The 15,051-nt window shown below is 63.0% G+C and carries 16 protein-coding genes; 8 read left to right on the top strand and 8 right to left on the bottom strand.

Going from position 1 to position 15,051, the window contains the following annotated elements:
• Positions 1-3: 3 nt before the first annotated feature.
• Complete coding sequence (locus AC2YI2_RS28790) at positions 4-627, bottom strand: class I SAM-dependent methyltransferase (RefSeq protein ID WP_487389972.1); 624 nt, start codon at positions 625-627, stop codon at positions 4-6.
• A 17-nt stretch (positions 628-644) separates the two neighbouring features.
• Positions 645-836: a hypothetical protein gene (locus AC2YI2_RS28785; RefSeq protein ID WP_487389971.1), complete on the bottom strand. Its 192-nt coding sequence runs from the start codon at positions 834-836 to the stop codon at positions 645-647.
• Positions 837-976: 140 nt separating this feature from the next.
• Here AC2YI2_RS28785 and AC2YI2_RS28780 point away from each other — a divergent pair, with 140 nt between their 5' ends.
• Complete coding sequence (locus tag AC2YI2_RS28780) at positions 977-1,840, top strand: alpha/beta fold hydrolase (protein ID WP_487389970.1); 864 nt, start codon at positions 977-979, stop codon at positions 1,838-1,840.
• 77 nt (positions 1,841-1,917) lie between these two features.
• Here the strand turns inward: AC2YI2_RS28780 and AC2YI2_RS28775 are convergent, their stop codons facing one another.
• Complete coding sequence (locus AC2YI2_RS28775; protein ID WP_487389969.1) at positions 1,918-2,424, bottom strand: winged helix-turn-helix transcriptional regulator; 507 nt, start codon at positions 2,422-2,424, stop codon at positions 1,918-1,920.
• A gap of 93 nt (positions 2,425-2,517) precedes the next feature.
• Here AC2YI2_RS28775 and AC2YI2_RS28770 point away from each other — a divergent pair, with 93 nt between their 5' ends.
• The gene (locus tag AC2YI2_RS28770; protein WP_487389968.1) at positions 2,518-3,072 is read left to right on the top strand and encodes a dihydrofolate reductase family protein; all 555 of its coding nucleotides are present in this window, start codon (positions 2,518-2,520) and stop codon (positions 3,070-3,072) included.
• A 6-nt stretch (positions 3,073-3,078) separates the two neighbouring features.
• Here the strand turns inward: AC2YI2_RS28770 and pdeM are convergent, their stop codons facing one another.
• Both pdeM and AC2YI2_RS28760 read right to left on the bottom strand, forming a co-directional pair.
• Positions 3,079-3,804 (bottom strand): ligase-associated DNA damage response endonuclease PdeM, encoded by a 726-nt coding sequence (pdeM, locus tag AC2YI2_RS28765; protein WP_487389967.1) that lies wholly within the window; start codon positions 3,802-3,804, stop codon positions 3,079-3,081.
• 214 nt (positions 3,805-4,018) lie between these two features.
• Positions 4,019-6,538 carry a ligase-associated DNA damage response DEXH box helicase gene (locus AC2YI2_RS28760; protein ID WP_487389966.1) on the bottom strand — a complete coding sequence of 840 codons (2,520 nt, stop codon included), beginning with the start codon at positions 6,536-6,538 and terminating at the stop codon, positions 4,019-4,021.
• Between the two features lie 139 nt (positions 6,539-6,677).
• Here AC2YI2_RS28760 and AC2YI2_RS28755 point away from each other — a divergent pair, with 139 nt between their 5' ends.
• Entirely contained in the window at positions 6,678-7,175 is a 498-nt protein-coding gene (locus tag AC2YI2_RS28755; RefSeq protein ID WP_487389965.1) for an RrF2 family transcriptional regulator, read from the top strand.
• A gap of 27 nt (positions 7,176-7,202) precedes the next feature.
• Positions 7,203-7,664: a carboxymuconolactone decarboxylase family protein gene (locus AC2YI2_RS28750; protein ID WP_487389964.1), complete on the top strand. Its 462-nt coding sequence runs from the start codon at positions 7,203-7,205 to the stop codon at positions 7,662-7,664.
• Between the two features lie 3 nt (positions 7,665-7,667).
• Here the strand turns inward: AC2YI2_RS28750 and AC2YI2_RS28745 are convergent, their stop codons facing one another.
• Complete coding sequence (locus AC2YI2_RS28745) at positions 7,668-8,288, bottom strand: YitT family protein (protein ID WP_487389963.1); 621 nt, start codon at positions 8,286-8,288, stop codon at positions 7,668-7,670.
• A gap of 309 nt (positions 8,289-8,597) precedes the next feature.
• The gene (locus AC2YI2_RS28740) at positions 8,598-9,524 is read right to left on the bottom strand and encodes a methyltransferase (protein ID WP_487389962.1); all 927 of its coding nucleotides are present in this window, start codon (positions 9,522-9,524) and stop codon (positions 8,598-8,600) included.
• Positions 9,525-9,612: 88 nt separating this feature from the next.
• Here AC2YI2_RS28740 and AC2YI2_RS28735 point away from each other — a divergent pair, with 88 nt between their 5' ends.
• From AC2YI2_RS28735 to AC2YI2_RS28720, 4 genes are all read left to right on the top strand, one after another.
• Positions 9,613-9,882, top strand: coding sequence for a DUF6460 domain-containing protein (locus AC2YI2_RS28735; protein ID WP_487389961.1), 270 nt, complete (start codon positions 9,613-9,615; stop codon positions 9,880-9,882).
• A gap of 4 nt (positions 9,883-9,886) precedes the next feature.
• Positions 9,887-10,405 (top strand): CAP domain-containing protein, encoded by a 519-nt coding sequence (locus tag AC2YI2_RS28730; protein ID WP_487389960.1) that lies wholly within the window; start codon positions 9,887-9,889, stop codon positions 10,403-10,405.
• Positions 10,406-11,752, top strand: a complete 1,347-nt coding sequence (locus AC2YI2_RS28725) for an MATE family efflux transporter (RefSeq protein ID WP_487389959.1) — start codon at positions 10,406-10,408, stop codon at positions 11,750-11,752. It begins immediately after the preceding gene.
• A gap of 209 nt (positions 11,753-11,961) precedes the next feature.
• Entirely contained in the window at positions 11,962-12,408 is a 447-nt protein-coding gene (locus AC2YI2_RS28720; protein WP_487389958.1) for a hypothetical protein, read from the top strand.
• Here AC2YI2_RS28720 and AC2YI2_RS28715 read toward each other — a convergent pair.
• Positions 12,405-14,987, bottom strand: a complete 2,583-nt coding sequence (locus tag AC2YI2_RS28715; protein ID WP_487389957.1) for a DNA translocase FtsK — start codon at positions 14,985-14,987, stop codon at positions 12,405-12,407. The two genes, AC2YI2_RS28720 and AC2YI2_RS28715, sit on opposite strands and share 4 nt — an antisense overlap.
• Positions 14,988-15,051: the final 64 nt, after the last annotated feature.

The raw sequence follows: 15,051 nt of genomic DNA, 5'->3' as shown, positions 1-15,051 counted from the left end.
ACGTCAGGCCAAGCGCCGGAAGGTCGAGAACTGGAATTTCTGCACGCTGCCCCAGGGCGTCGCATGCTCGTGGGGCCTGGTGTCGACACGCTCAAAGCTGGTGCCAAGAAGCGCGGCCAGGCTTTCGGCACTGTGCCGCGCCACCGGCAGACCGCTGCACTTTTCAGGCCCGTCGACGGCAAAGGTGCCGATAATCGCGTGGCCGCCGATTTTCAGCCCGCGCGCGAGCCGGTCGATGTAAGCGTGCTGATCGGCCTCGTCTGTGAGGAAGTGGAAGGCCGCCCGGTCATGCCAGACGTCATAGCGCTTCGGCGGCGGTTCCCAAGTCGTCGCATCGGCCGCGATCCACTGGACCCGATCCGCTGCCTTTCCAAGCCGTTGCCGGGCGGTTGCCAGTGCGGCGGCCGAGAGATCAAGGACAGTGAGATCCGTGTAGCCCTCCTCCAGGAGCGCATCCACCAGCCGTGATGCGCCTCCGCCAACGTCGACGATCGCGCTGTTCGATCCCGCACCGACGAGGGCCAGAAGCGCCAGCGACGGCTCGGGCGTTTCCTGGAACCAGCTCACATCGGTCTCCGACTTGGTCGAATAGACCGTCTCCCAATGGCTCTGCCGATCATCCGTCATTCCACTTCCTCCGCCCGTCAATCCAGCGCCAACATGAAATAGGTGGATGTCTTCGGATTTCCAAACGGGTCCACGAAATGGTTGGGCACGGCGCCGATCTCGCGCCAGCCCAGCCGGCGATAGAGCCGTTCGCCGGCGCCGCCTGCAACCGTGTCGAGCAGGAGCAGCGTGCGTCCCCGGCGCCGCGCTTCGGATTCGACTGCGCGCATCAGCGCCTCGCCTATGCCCCTCGTTAACAGGATTTCGCGCGTCAGCGAAAAATTTCATATGCCTTGTCGGATCGGCGAAGCCACCCTCGTCGTGATGTCGAAGCCGGCTGCCGCCGTGTGCTTGAAGAGGAGAAAGTCTGATGTTCCGCCGCAGTTTGATTGCCCTGTCCATGCTGTTCGCCAGCGCCTTTGCCGCCCAGTCCGCGCCCGAAGGCAAGCGGGTCGAGGTCAATGGCATGCAGATGTATTACGAAGTGTCCGGTGAAGGCGAACCGCTGGTCGTGCTTCACGGCGCCTATATGAACATCCCCACCATGGGGGCGATCGTCGGTAAGCTCGCCGAGACGCACAAGGTCTATGCTATCGAGTTCCAGGGCCATGGCCGCACCACCGATATCGATCGGCCGATCACCTATCCGAACCTTGCCGATGATGTCGCCGTGTTCATGGACAAGGTCGGGCTCGAGAAGGCCGATGTCTTCGGCTATTCGATGGGTGCCGCCGCCGGCCTGCAATTGGCCATCCGCCATCCGGAGAAAGTCGGCAAGCTTGTCGCGGCCTCGGTCGCCTATGACGAAAGAGGCTGGCAGCCGGAATTCCGCGCCTTCATCCCGCAGATGAATGTCGAGATGTTCGTCAACATGCCGATGGCCGCCGAATACAAGAAGCTCGCCGCCAATCCCGACGGCTTCCGCGACCTGGTGACGAAGCTGATCGCGCTCGAACATGAGCCGATGGCCTGGGAAGCCGACGTCAGGACGCTCAAGACGCCGATCCTGATCATATCAGGCGACGCCGATGTCGCCACGCTCGAACATTCCGTCGCGCTCTTCCGCCTGCTTGGCGGCGGAGCGATGGGCGACATGGGTAAGCCCTTGGCCGCCTCCCGCCTGGCCATCCTGCCAGCGACGTCGCATACGGCGGTGATCGACCAGACCGACCTGCTGATGGGCTTCATCGGACCCTTCCTGAAGGGCGAGACGCCCAAGGGCTTCTTTGAGTGAACGGTTTGGGGTGGCGCGAGGCCAGAGACCCCCTATATCCCAGGTCGTTTGAGCCGGGATACAGGGGGTTGATCCCCCTAAGCCGCCACTTCCCTGGCCTTCCGTGCGACCGTCTCCAGATACGCCGCTTGCAGTTCGCCAAACACCGAGCGCTTCGGCGCGGGCATACCGAGATGCAGGTGCCTGAGTTCTTCCATGAAGGCGTCCCACATCGGCTGGCCGCCGAGTTCCAGCAGTTCCGCCCGGATCGACAATTCTTCCGACACCGCGAGGAACTTCCGCCCCCAGGCGCCCATGGCGGCGAAGACCGGCACCAGCGCGATTCCCATCTCGGTCAGGCTGTAGATGGCCTTCTGCTTGTGGCTGGGATCGTCGGCCTTGCTGATCAGGCCCTCCTCGACCAGGCGCTTGAGGCGGTCGGCGAGGATGTTGGAGGCGATGCCCTCCTCGGATTTCGTGAGCAGTTCGCGGAAATGGTGGCGGTTGCCGAACATCATGTCGCGCAACACGATCAGGCTCCAGCGGTCGCCGAGGATTTCCAGCGTGAGGTTGATCGGGCAGCCTGATCGATGCGAATCTTTCATCTTCTTCTCCAATACCGCTTGCAAAGTAAAACCAGTTTCGCTACACGTCAACCGCTTGCAATTCGCAACTAGTTATCAACGGAGGATATGCACATGGCCAAGCTCATCGTCTGGAACATCCTGTCGCTCGACGGTTATTTCGAGGGCGAGACGAAGTGGGATCTATCTATGCACGAATTCGTCTGGGGTCCGGAGCTCGAAGCGATGAGCAACGAGTTCGGCGAGAAGGCTGCCACGCTGGTCTTCGGCCGGGTCACCTATGAAGGCATGCGCGACTACTGGACTGCGGCCACGGCCGAACCGTCCACTGTCACGACTTACATGAACGCGCTGCCCAAGCTCGTGGCGTCGCGCACACAGACCACATCCGAATGGAACAACACGCGGCTGACCGACGACATCGAGGGCGAGATCACTCGCCTGCGCAAGGAGTCGATCAAGGACCTCTACATCTTCGGCAGTGCCGATCTCACCCATTCGCTGCTCAAGGCCGGACTGGTGGACGAGCTGATGTTCTGTTACGCGCCACTCGCCATCGGCAAGGGCAATCCGTTCTTCAAGGACAAGATCAAGGTCGACCTGATCGAAGCGCGCGGGCTGTCGAATGGCGGCGTCATCGTCCGCTATCGGCCCGAGACTGTGAAGTGAGGACGATCAGCCGGCGAGCCGGCTGTAGGAAATGGAGTGGACGCGGCCCTGGCCCAGCATATGGGCGACGAGCTGCGTCTTCTCGAACAGGCCGGCAAAAGCCTTGTGCCTGATATCGAGCCCACCTGTCATGACGCCGAAGGAGGGCATGACCAACCGCCGACCGTCTGTTGCGAAGCACGGGCGGCGTATGCCGCGCTCACGGCGAACGAGCAAAGCCGCAGGATGAAGATGCCCGGCGACTTCGCCGGCTCCGGCATTCTTCAACGGATCGTGACGGAAATTGAGGCCGCCATAGGTGAGTGTATCCAGCGACATTCCCGGTAGATCGACGACGCCATCGGGGTCGTGATTGCCTGAAATCCAGATCCATTCGCGGCCCACGGCCATGTCGCGGATCATCATCCGGCCGAGCTCCGGCATTTCGGCCGAGCCTCGGCGGTCATGGAAATTGTCGCCGAGCGAGACGACGATGCGCGGATTGTGGCGGGCGATGACGGTGCCGAGGATCTTCAGCGTCGCGAATGTATCCCAAGGCGGCAGCATTTGGCCGCGGCGCGCATAGGCGGCACCCTTTTCGAGATGGAGATCGGAAACGCAGAGCAGTCCGTGATCGGGCAGATAGACCGCGCCGGCGGGGTCGAGGATGACGGCCTGGCCATTGATTTCGGTTTCCGCGTGGGCCGACGGCAGTGCCAAGTCGGTGGATTTCAGGCGGGCAAGTCCGTGCATCAGAGGGTACCCCCCTCTGCCCTGCCGGGCATCTCCCCCTCAAGGGGGGAGATTCGATGGGACATGGCCAAGCGACCACCAAACACCGAATGCGCAGTAGGCGACGGCAACTTGGGGCGGCGAATGAACCACTGGCGAATCTCCCCCCTTGAGGGGGAGATGTCCGGCAGGGCAGAGGGGGGTATTTCCGCGCCTGATATCATGCCGTCGAATTTCACGTATCTCTGCCCATTGCGTCCGCGATCAGATCCTCGGCTGCCTCGGCGAGCAGTTCCTCGTCGGCGGCGCCGCTGACCGATTCACGGCCGATTTCAAGCATGATCGGGACTGCGAGCGGTGAAATCTGGTCGAGCCGCTTGAGCCGGATATGCCCCTTGATTCGCTTCAGCATATCGCCAAGCCGGCCAATATCCAAAAGGCCTTGTGCCGCATCGTTGCGCGTCGCCTCGAGCAGGATGTGGTCGGGCTCGTGAACGCGCAGCACGTCGTAGATCAGGTCGGCGGAGACGGTGAGCTGGCGGCCGCTCTTCTCCTTGCCCGGATGGCGGCGCTCGATCAGGCCCGCGATCATGGCGCAGGCGCGGAAGGTGCGTTTCAGCAGGTAGGTCTCGTTGAGCCAGGCCTCCAGATCATCGCCCAGCATGTCCTCGTCGAACAGTGAGGCCATGGAGAGGCGCTTGGCCCCGATCATCGCGCCGATATCCTCCAATCCCCAGATGGCGATCGAATAATCGGTGGCGACGAAGCCCGTCGGCTTGGCTCCGGCGCGGTCGAGACGGCGGGTGAGCAGCATGCCGAGCGTCTGGTGTGCGAGCCGTCCCTCGAAGGGATAGGCGACCATGTAGAAGCGGGCGCCGCGCGGAAAGGTCTCGATCAGCAGTTCGTCGCGCTTCGGCAACACCGACTTTTCCGCCTGGATGGCGAGCCAGTCGCGGACCTGATCGGGCAGGCCAGCGCGCTTTTCGGGATCGGCAAGCATGGCGCGCACGCCGTCGGCGAGATAGGTCGAGAGCGGGAACTTGCCGCCGGCATAGGCCGGGATACGCGGATCCTCAGACTTCGCTTCGGAGGCATGGCACTCGTTCTCATGGATGCCTTCAAAGCGGAGCACGCGGCCGCCGAACATGAAGGTGTCGCCCTGCTTCATGGTTTCAAGGAAATATTCCTCGACCTGGCCCAGCACCGGTCCGCCGCGGCCGACAGCGCCCCTGCCCTTGCGCACCAGCCGGACATTGAGCACCGGCGACTCGATGATCGTGCCGATATTGAGCCGGTATTGCGTGGCATATTGCGGATTGGAGACGCGCCACAACCCGTCTTTGTTTTTCCTGATCTTGGCATAGCGCTCGTAGGTGCGCAGCGCATAACCGCCGGTGGCAACAAAATCGAGCGCGCGCTCGAATGTCTCCCAGGAGAGATCGGCATAGGGCGAAGCCGAAATGATCTCGTCATAGAGCAGGAGCGCATCGAACGGGTCGGCGCAGGCCATGCCCATGATGTGCTGGCAGAGCACGTCGAGCGCGCCGCGACCAACCGGCGGCGTGTCCTGTGCGCCGAGATAGTTGGCGTCGAGTGCGGCCTGGCATTCCATCACCTCGAAGCGATTGGCGGGCACCAGGATCGCCTTCGACGGTTCATCCATGCGGTGGTTGGAGCGGCCGATGCGCTGGGCGAGCCGCGAAGCACCCTTGGGAGCCCCGACATGGATGACGAGATCGACATCGCCCCAGTCGAGGCCGAGGTCGAGCGTGGAGGTGGCGACGACGGCGCGCAGCTTGTTGTCAGACATCGCGGCCTCGACGCGTCGGCGCTGGCCGACATCGAGCGAGCCGTGATGCAGCGCGATCGGCAGCGAGTCGTCATTGATGCTCCAGAGCGCCTGGAACAGCATCTCGGCCTGCGAGCGCGTGTTGACGAAGAGGATCGTCGTCTTGTGCTGGCCGATCGCCTTCATGACCTCGCCCATCGCATAGCGCGCGGAATGGCCCGACCAGGGGATCCGCTCCTCGGCGCCGAGAATGGTGATGATGGGCTTGGCGCCGCCCGCGACAGTAACGAGGCTGGAGAGCCGGATCTCGCCGGGGGCCTGCTGCACCAGCCACTTGCGAAGGTCGTCGGGTTCGGCGACCGTGGCGGAAAGGCCGATTGTGCGGAGACTGGGTGCGAGCTTTCGCAATCGCGCCACCCCCAGAGAGAGCAGATGGCCGCGCTTGGATGTGACGAGCGAATGGAGCTCGTCGAAGATCACGAATTCGAGGTCTTTGAAGAACCGCTCGGCCTCATTGGAGGCGATCAGCAGCGCCAGTTGCTCCGGCGTGGTCAGCAGGATATCCGGCGGATCCAGGCGCTGGCGGGTGCGCTTGGACTGCGGCGTGTCGCCGGTGCGGGTCTCGACACTAATCTTCAAACCCATTTCGCTGACGGGACGATCGAGATTGCGCTCGATGTCGACCGCCAGCGCCTTGAGCGGCGAGATGTAGAGCGTGTGGATTCCGCGGAAGGCTGATCCGGGCGGCTTCTTGCCACGGCGCGTGAGGGCGATCAGCGACGGCAGGAAACCGGCCAGCGTCTTGCCGGCACCGGTCGGGGCGATCAGCAGAGCGGACTGGCCCTTGGCCGTCTCGTCGATCAGAGCAAGCTGATGCGGCCGCGGGCGCCAGCCGCGCGCAGCGAACCAGCCGGCGAAGGGCTCGGGTAGTCGCGCTGCCGTCTCCTCACTCGCCCGTTGGTCCATCCGAAATCCTTTGTCCTCGAATGAGGAAAATAATCCTTTTGTTCCGCGAGGCAAGACATCGACGCCGCGTTCACGAAAATGGAATTGACGAATGGCAGAATCACGGATAAATATTATCCACGATTAAGGAGCAAGAGCCATGAAGCTCAGCGACGGCGTGGAACAGGCGATACACAGCGTGACGATGCTGGCGCATCTGACGTCCGAGGGCGTGCTCTCGGCCGCAGCGCTGGCGGAATTCCACGGCGTATCGCCGAGCTATCTGCTCAAGCACCTGCAGGCGCTCTCGGGCGCAAAGATCGTCGAGACCATTCCCGGCCCACGCGGCGGCTATCGGCTGGCGCGACCTGCGGCCGAAATCTCGCTCCTCGATATCGTGCTCGCAGTGGACGGCCATGAACCGGCCTTCCGCTGCAACGAAATCCGCCAGCGGGGTCCAAACCCGCTGCCGAACAAACCAACCAAGCCCTGCGGCATCGCCTCGGCGATGTTGCGCGCGGAACGCGCTTACCGCGCGGAACTCCGCCGCACCTCGATCGCTGAGATCATCACGGATCTTACCGAGACCGACACGACGGGGGAGATCGCCGCGCGAAGCTGCGCCTTCCTCGACATCAACGAACGCAAATCCACCTGAACCCGAAGACCAGAAAGGAAAAGTGCCATGCAACCCCGTTTCAATTTCTACAAAGCCGCCCCCGAAGCCTACAAGGCCGTCGCAACGCTCGAGGACTATGTCCAGAACTCCGGCATCGAAAAGCGTCACATCCACCTCATCAAGCTGCGTGCCTCTGTTATCAATGGCTGCGCCTACTGCGTCGACATGCACTCGAAGGAGGCGCTTCACGGCGGTCTGTCGCAGCAGTGGATCAACCTGATCTCCGTCTGGAAAGAATCGCCGATCTATGACGCCAAGGAACGCGCCCTGCTCGGCTGGGTCGATGCCGTCACCAACCTCGCCCAGACCGGCGCGCCTGATGATGCCTATGAGGCGCTCAAGGCGCATTTCAGCGAGGAAGAGATGACCAAGCTGACGGTGGCGATCGGCGCGATCAATGTCTGGAACCGGCTTGCTGTCGGCTTTCGTTCGGCGCACCCGATCGACAAGCCAGCCCAGGCGGCGTGAGCGTCAGATCGCGATATAGCGATCGGTGCGATGATTGACGGCGATGAAGAAATTCATCGCCAGCGCACCGATCACCGAGCACAGCACCATGAACGGGCTCGCGACCAGGAAGGCCAGCATCAGGATGACGAGATCGATGGCAAGCTGGATCAACCCGGCCCGCCAGCCGAAGCGTTCCTGCAGATAGATCGCCAGGATGCCGACTCCGCCGAGGCTGGCGCGATGGCGGAACAGCGCCAGCATGCCCATGCCGATCAGCAGCCCGCCGAGCACTGCGGCCCAGACCGGATTGATGTGGCCGATTTCAAGCAACTTGGGCTGATATTCCGAGAGCAGTGCCAGCAGTCCGATGGCGCAGAAGGTCTTGACCGTGAAGGCGAGCCCGATCCGCTTGTAAGCCAGCCAGTAGAACGGCAGGTTGATCACGAAGAAGCCGAGCCCGAAGCTCCAGCCGAAGGCGTAGTGCACCAGGAACGCCATGCCGGCGACGCCGCCGGTGAGCAAACCAGCCTTGGAAAGCAACAGAACGCCTAGCGAAGCGAGCACCGTGCCGGTGAAAAGCCCCTGCGCATCCTCGAACAGCGAATGCCGCGCGGGTTCCGTGTTCCAGATGCCAAGGTTCATTGCCGCTCCGATAGTGTCTATCGGTATCTATCGCAGGTTTTTGTGCGGCGCAACATAGGCTTTGGTTGGAGGGCAATGCTTCGTTTGAAGGCGTCCTGACCCCTCACCAAGCGCGCCCATACATTCACCTTCGGCTCATGTGGGCTTGCTATCCTCTCCCACAAGGGGAGAGGTAGACGCGCGTCACCGTCTTGCTCCAATCGCGGCCGAGCTTGAGGCACCCTACCTCTCCCCTTGTGGCAGAGGATACGAAGGCCGGGTGAACGCAGTGAACCCTTGGCCGAAGTTGGTGAGGGGTAGGACGGGGCCTCAGACCTTCCTTGCCAGGAACAACAGCCCTGTGATCGGCTCGCCGCCATCGTTGCGGATCACGGTTTCCTCGGTCGCCAGGCTCTCGAAGCCGCTTGCATAGAGCTGGCTGACGACATGCGTCTCGGAATGGGCGTAACGGAGCGAGGTGCGGAGTTCGAATCCGGCTTCATCAGCGGCCTTCTCGACCGAGAAGGCGAAGATGCCGTCGGGTTTGATCAGCGCAGCGACATTGGCGAAGGCGGCCTTGAGGTCGCCGAGATACATCATCACGTCAGCGGCCGAGACGAGGTCGGCGCGGCGAGGGGAACCGAAGAGACCGGAGAGTTCCGGCGGCAGCGAAATGTCGGCCCGGCCGAGGTGGTTGTAGATCTTCTTGGCGGCCGCCTTGGCCAGCATCGAATCGGCGATGTCGTAGCCTTCGAGGCGGTAACAGTTGCTGGCGATCTCGGCGCCGAACAGGCCGGTGCCGCAACCGAGATCGACGGCGGCGAAGAACTTGTGGCCCGGTCCGACATGGCCGCCAATAAGTGCCGCAAGCTTGGCCGGCACCGTGTAGTTCAGCTTTTCGACCAGCGCCTCGTCGAAACGATGCGCGTAATCGTTGAAGAGCTGGGCGACATAGGCGCTCGGCGGCAGCGGCGGTGTCTTGCCCTCGATCCGTGCGATCTTGAGGCCCGCGCCGAAAATATCGTTGCGGTCGAGCTCCATGGTCCGGTGCAGCGCCTGCACCGCCCGCTCCTTCTCGTTGGCCTTTTCCGCCATTTCGGCGAGCTGGAACCAGCCGGCCGCCCAGTTGGGCACGAGGTCGAGCGCCTGGGCCATGAGGTCGGCGGCAGCGACATTGTCGCCGTTATCAGCCAGCATCCTGGCATATTCGGCGCGGCGGTCGGCGGTGATATCACCGGAAGTCAGGTTTCGGGTCATGGGAATCTTTTCAATGGGCTATGTAACGTCTAATTTCCGCCTTGTCTGCGGGTCAAGCGATTTCGACGAATCGGGAACGGAGAATGGAATGTCGGATAGATTCAACCGGCTTATGGGCGATACGCCGGGCCGGACGATCGTCAAATTGCTGATCCTGTCGGTCGTTGTCGGCTTCGTCATGAGCATGATGGGCCTTTCGCCCTGGGACTTGGTGCGGTTCGTCGACAACGGCATCCGCGAACTCTGGCATTCCGGCTTCCGGGCGCTCGGCCGCGTCGGTGACTACCTCCTGGTCGGCGCGATGATCGTCGTCCCGGTGTTCATCATCATGCGCATCCTCAACTGGCGGAAATCATAGATCCATGGACGATTTGACGACCCGGCGCCTGTTTCTCATCGGTACCGGCTCCACACTGCTGCTGACGGGCTGTTCGGTGACGGCGACGCTCGCGCCGATCGAAACCGGCAGTTCAGCGGACACCACCGAAACGGCGCTGCCGATCGTCAACAGCCTGCGCCGAAAAAACGGGCGCTCGTCACTGTTCAACGATCCGGTCGCCGCCAATGCTGCCAAGGACCATGCAATCCGCATGGCACGGTATGGCAAGATGAGCCATGACCTCGGGTCGGACAAGACCTTCCTCGCCCGGATGAAGCGCCTCGACGTGCCGCTGCCGGCGGCCGAGAATATCGCGACGGGACAGGATTCGACCGAACGGGCGATGGAAGCCTGGATCCGATCCAAGCATCACCTCGAAAATATGCTCGGCCCCTATTCCGGCGTCGGCGTCGCTCTGGCGCGCAACACCGGCACGGGCGACCGGCCCTATTGGGCGATGGTGCTGTCGAACTCGCCTTCCCGCTTTTCCTTCCGAATCTAGATGGCAGTGCAGGCGAGGTCTGAGGGCAGCTTCGAAGTAACGCACCGCATGGTGCTGGGCCTGGCGCTGCCGATGACCTTCGGGTTCCTCACCGTGCCGCTGCTCGGCATCACCGATACGGCGGTGGCGGGACGGCTCGGCGACCCCTCGGCCTTAGCAGGCTTGGCGATCGGCGCGGTGCTGTTCGACCTGATCTTCGGCAGCTTCAATTTCCTGCGCGCATCGACCACGGCGCTGGTCGCGCAGGCCTGGGGCCGCGAGGATCGGGCGGAGCAGGAGGCCGTGTTCTGGCGGGCGCTGGCGACGGCGATGGCATGCGGCGTGGTGATTGTCCTGTTTTCGCGGCTGCTGCTGGGCTTGGGTCTCTGGCTGATGTCGCCGGATGCCGCGACAGCCGCCGTCACCGCGCACTGGTTCACGATCCGCGCGTTGTCAGTGCCGGCGGGCCTCGCGAATTTCGCGATCCTCGGCTACCTGCTCGGCCGCGGCCAGGCGCGCATGGGGCTTTTCCTGCAGGTGCTGATCAATGCGATCAACATCGTGCTGACAGTGTTGCTCGGTCTGACGCTGGGCTACGGCATTGAGGGCATCGCCTGGGCGACGGTCACGGCCGAAGTGCTGGGCGCGGTCGTGGGCCTTGTCGTCGTGCTCAAGTCGTTCCGGGAGCGCAATCCGCTCAGCGTGCCCGGCACCTTCGCGGCGGCAAAGCTCCGGGCACTCTTTGCCCTTAATGCCGATATCCTGCTCCGCACCTTCGTGCTGATCGGCGCCTTCTTCATCCTGACCCGGATCGGCGCCGGCTTCGGGCCGGTGACACTGGCTGCGAATGCGGTGCTGATGAATTTCTTCATGGTGGCCGGCTTCTGGCTCGACGGGCTCGCGAATGCCGCCGAGACGATCGTCGGACGCTCAGTCGGCGCGGGCCACCGGCCCTCCTTCGAGCGCGGCGTCTGGCTGACCGGCATCTGGTCTGCGGTGCTGGCAGCGATGACGACGCTCGTCTTCCTCGCCATCGGCAATCCGCTGATCGATTTCCTCACCACGGTGCCTGAGGTACGGGCCGAGGCCTATGCCCACCTGCCCTGGGCGGCGCTGACGGCGCTTTCGGGTTTCCTCGCCTTCCACATGGACGGCGTCTTCATCGGCGCGACCTGGTCGCATGCCATGCGCAACCGCATGCTGATGGCTTTTGCCGGCTACTGTCTGGCACTGGCCGTGCTGGTGCCGGCTTTCGGCAACCACGGCCTCTGGGCATCGCTCAACGTGTTCCTGGTGCTGCGCGGCTTGCTTCTGCTGCAGCGGCTGCAGGGGCTGCGGGACGGGTTGTTCGCAGCCTGCGAAGCTTGAGGGCGATAGACTGCGCTCCATCATTCGCAGTTCCACGCAAGGAACATTTTTTCGGAAATCTGTTCAGAATGCCGAAAATTGATCGGCCATTCTTATGTTACCCCGGTAACTGCGCAAAAATTCGTCTGACCCAAAATGCGGGTTGCTTGCGCAACGAATGAGTGTAATGGGGATTTCGAGTGACTATGTTAAACCTGAAACGAGGCTTCTTGCGGATCTGGTTGGTTTCGACCGTACTTTTCATGGCGTATATCTTCGCCCAAGGCTACGGCTCGATCCAGAGTGAATTCGACGATCAGGCACGTGTGAAAGAGCTGCGCGCCGACGGCGGATTGGGCGTGCCTGTCCCATGCGATGAGGCCGCGCGACGTCAGATGGGAAAAGAGAACCTTGCCTTTACGTCAGTCCTGAGCGGCACAAAGAGCTGCTACTATCCCTTCTCAAAGGTGCGGAAATTCTGGCCCGAATATGCCGGCCGCCCCGACATAGAACTGATGGAAGATCTTTATCGCGACGCCGGAGATCGTCTTTCGACAGGAGAGCCATTCCTAATGATGCTTCGCATCGCTGCCTTTGGGATGATCCCGTCACTCGCGGTCCTGGCCTTCGGCTGGGCGGTTGCGGGTTTCGCCGGAGCGTCCCGCAAACCCGCTTAGTCGTTCGCCGGCTGTCGCTCACTTCCGTTCAGGATCTCGCGCTTGCCGACGTGATTGGCGGCGCCGACAAGGCCTTCCTTTTCCATCCGCTCCACCAGCGAGGCTGCCTTGTTGTAGCCGATACCGAGACGGCGCTGGATGTAGGAGGTCGAGCATTTCTTGTCGCGCAGGATGACCTTGACCGCCTTGTCGTAGAGATCGTTGCCGTCCTCTGCCGCCATGTCTGTTTTGTCGAAGACCGCGCTGTCCTCGGCTTCCTCGTCCTCGGCATCCTCGTCGACCGTCACGGTCTCCAGATATTCCGGGCGCCCCTGGGTCTTCAGATGCGCCACGACCTTCTCCACCTCGAGATCGGAGACGAAGGGGCCATGGACGCGGGAAATGCGGCCGCCGCCGGCCATGTGCAGCATGTCGCCCTGGCCGAGAAGCTGTTCGGCACCCTGCTCGCCGAGGATGGTGCGGCTGTCGATCTTCGACGTCACCTGGAAGGAGATGCGGGTCGGGAAGTTGGCCTTGATCGTGCCGGTGATGACGTCGACCGACGGACGCTGAGTGGCCATGATCAGGTGGATGCCGGCGGCGCGCGCCATCTGGGCGAGCCGTTGGATGGCGCCTTCGATCTCCTTGCCGGCGACCATCATCAGGTCGGCCATCTCGTCGACGATGACGACGATATAGGGCATCTGCGCGAGATCGAGCGGCAGGTTTTCGTGGATCGGCTCGCCGGTGCCCTTCTCGAAACCGGTCTGGACGACGTGGGTGATCGTCTCGCCGCGCTCGCGGGCTTCCGCCGCACGCATGTTGTATCCATCGATATTGCGGACGCCGAGCCGCGACATCTTGCGATAGCGGTCCTCCATCTCGCGGACGGCCCATTTCAGCGCCAGCACCGCCTTCTTCGGGTCGGTGACCACAGGGGTCAGCAAATGCGGGATACCGTCATAGACGGAGAGTTCGAGCATCTTCGGGTCGACCATGATCAGTCGGCATTCTTGCGGCGTGAGCCGGTAGAGCAGCGACAGGATCATGGTGTTGATGGCGACCGACTTGCCCGAGCCGGTGGTGCCGGCGACGAGAAGATGCGGCATCTTGGCGAGTTCTGCGATGACAGGCTCACCACCAATCGTCTTGCCGAGGCAGAGCGGCAGCTTGTAGCCGGTCTTGGAAAAATCCTGGGTATCGATCAGCTCGCCGAAATAGACGGTCTCGCGGGTCGCGTTCGGCAGTTCGATGCCGATGACATTGCGGCCGGGGACAACGGCGACACGCGCCGAGAGCGCCGACATCGAACGGGCGATGTCGTCGGCGAGGCCGATGACGCGGGACGACTTCACACCGGGCGCCGGCTCGAATTCATAGAGGGTGACGACCGGACCGGGGCGGACATGGATGATCTCGCCGCGAATGCCGAAGTCTTCGAGCACGCTTTCGAGCAACCCGGCATTCCGCTCGAGCTGTTCCTGCGTCATCACGAAGCCGGTTGTCTCGGGCGGATCCTGCAGGAGGTCGCGCGGCGGGAACTCGTAGCCGCCATCGGCAACGCGCGGTGCCACGACGCGCTCGATATTGAACGGCATGGAGACAGCGACGGCGGGTTTCGGTGAAGATTCGACGATGGCCGGCACAGACTTCTGCACGGCTACGGGTGCCGGAGTGGCAATGACAGCGGGTGCGGGCGCAACGACAACAGGCTTTGCAACTGCCACAGCCTCGGCGACCATCTTCTCGCGTCGGCTCCACGGCCAGTTGCCGACGCGCGCCGGGGCAGGCTCGGATGGGGCGGGAGCGATGGACGGTGCCGGAGCTGCGGGTTTTGGTGTGGCTGACCTGACGATGGCCGGCTGCGGGGTCGGCATGCGCTTGGGCTCGACCGCGATGGAGCGATAGAGGTCCGTGACCGGGAGCGATACCGGGCCGACGGGTTGGGAGGATGGCATCGCCGGCATGGGCGGGCGGCATGCAACAGGCTGCGGCGTCGGGATGATCTGGGCTGCCGGCGTTGCCGCAATAGGTGCGGGCTCGGACTCATCGGCCGGCGCGAAATCCAGCGCTTCCCAGAAGGCGAAGTCGGAGAGGTACGAGAGAATGGGAGCCGGGCTGACCGCGATCGGATCGGAAGCGAGCGGCGCCCCGGTCACTTCCCGCTGGGGAACCGAGGGAGCGGCGGCGTCCGCGACCACCGCGTTGTCATTCACCGGCGTCTCGGACGCTGCGGGCACGGCAGAGACGGGTGCCGCGCCCCCACCCTGCAGGATCATCATCGTCGAGAGCATGTCGCGCAGTTCCGCGACCGACGGTGACGGATCGGAGATCATGGGAGACCCGGCCTGCTGCTCGATGCCGGCATGGGGCATCTGAAGCTCCGGATGCAGATCCTTGTCGGGCGTGCGGGTGAAGCGCACATTGGGTGCGAGGAGGAAATGTCGCTCCCAGGTCGGCTGTTCGGCGCTGGTGGTTTCCGAGAGGAGACGCAGGCGGCGCTGCGCGATGCCCTCTGGTGAATGACGATCGTCCGGGGAGCCGGCTTCATCACTTTCATGGAAGGAAGCAGGCGGAAAATTCGTTCTGGGGATACGCATGGAACCTGCAAGCACTGAGGAGAAATTCGCACCTCCATCGATAGGAAATGAAGGTTAAGAATCT

The organism is Rhizobium sp. SRI_017, from assembly GCF_057586295.1.
The sequence above is the reverse complement of the archived record's forward strand: the minus strand, read 5'-3'. Positions and strand labels throughout refer to the sequence as shown.

What these genes read in the sequence shown, in the direction of transcription:
- AC2YI2_RS28735 (WP_487389961.1), top strand. Translation starts at nt 9,613, where the DNA reads ATGTCGGATAGATTCAACCGGCTTATGGGCGATACGCCGGGCCGGACG.
- AC2YI2_RS28745 (WP_487389963.1), bottom strand. Translation starts at nt 8,288, where the DNA reads ATGAACCTTGGCATCTGGAACACGGAACCCGCGCGGCATTCGCTGTTC.
- AC2YI2_RS28790 (WP_487389972.1), bottom strand. Translation starts at nt 627, where the DNA reads ATGACGGATGATCGGCAGAGCCATTGGGAGACGGTCTATTCGACCAAG.
- AC2YI2_RS28750 (WP_487389964.1), top strand. Translation starts at nt 7,203, where the DNA reads ATGCAACCCCGTTTCAATTTCTACAAAGCCGCCCCCGAAGCCTACAAG.
- AC2YI2_RS28715 (WP_487389957.1), bottom strand. Translation starts at nt 14,987, where the DNA reads ATGCGTATCCCCAGAACGAATTTTCCGCCTGCTTCCTTCCATGAAAGT.
- AC2YI2_RS28755 (WP_487389965.1), top strand. Translation starts at nt 6,678, where the DNA reads ATGAAGCTCAGCGACGGCGTGGAACAGGCGATACACAGCGTGACGATG.
- AC2YI2_RS28775 (WP_487389969.1), bottom strand. Translation starts at nt 2,424, where the DNA reads ATGAAAGATTCGCATCGATCAGGCTGCCCGATCAACCTCACGCTGGAA.
- AC2YI2_RS28740 (WP_487389962.1), bottom strand. Translation starts at nt 9,524, where the DNA reads ATGACCCGAAACCTGACTTCCGGTGATATCACCGCCGACCGCCGCGCC.
- pdeM (WP_487389967.1), bottom strand. Translation starts at nt 3,804, where the DNA reads ATGCACGGACTTGCCCGCCTGAAATCCACCGACTTGGCACTGCCGTCG.
- AC2YI2_RS28770 (WP_487389968.1), top strand. Translation starts at nt 2,518, where the DNA reads ATGGCCAAGCTCATCGTCTGGAACATCCTGTCGCTCGACGGTTATTTC.
- AC2YI2_RS28725 (WP_487389959.1), top strand. Translation starts at nt 10,406, where the DNA reads ATGGCAGTGCAGGCGAGGTCTGAGGGCAGCTTCGAAGTAACGCACCGC.
- AC2YI2_RS28760 (WP_487389966.1), bottom strand. Translation starts at nt 6,538, where the DNA reads ATGGACCAACGGGCGAGTGAGGAGACGGCAGCGCGACTACCCGAGCCC.
- AC2YI2_RS28730 (WP_487389960.1), top strand. Translation starts at nt 9,887, where the DNA reads ATGGACGATTTGACGACCCGGCGCCTGTTTCTCATCGGTACCGGCTCC.
- AC2YI2_RS28785 (WP_487389971.1), bottom strand. Translation starts at nt 836, where the DNA reads ATGCGCGCAGTCGAATCCGAAGCGCGGCGCCGGGGACGCACGCTGCTC.
- AC2YI2_RS28780 (WP_487389970.1), top strand. Translation starts at nt 977, where the DNA reads ATGTTCCGCCGCAGTTTGATTGCCCTGTCCATGCTGTTCGCCAGCGCC.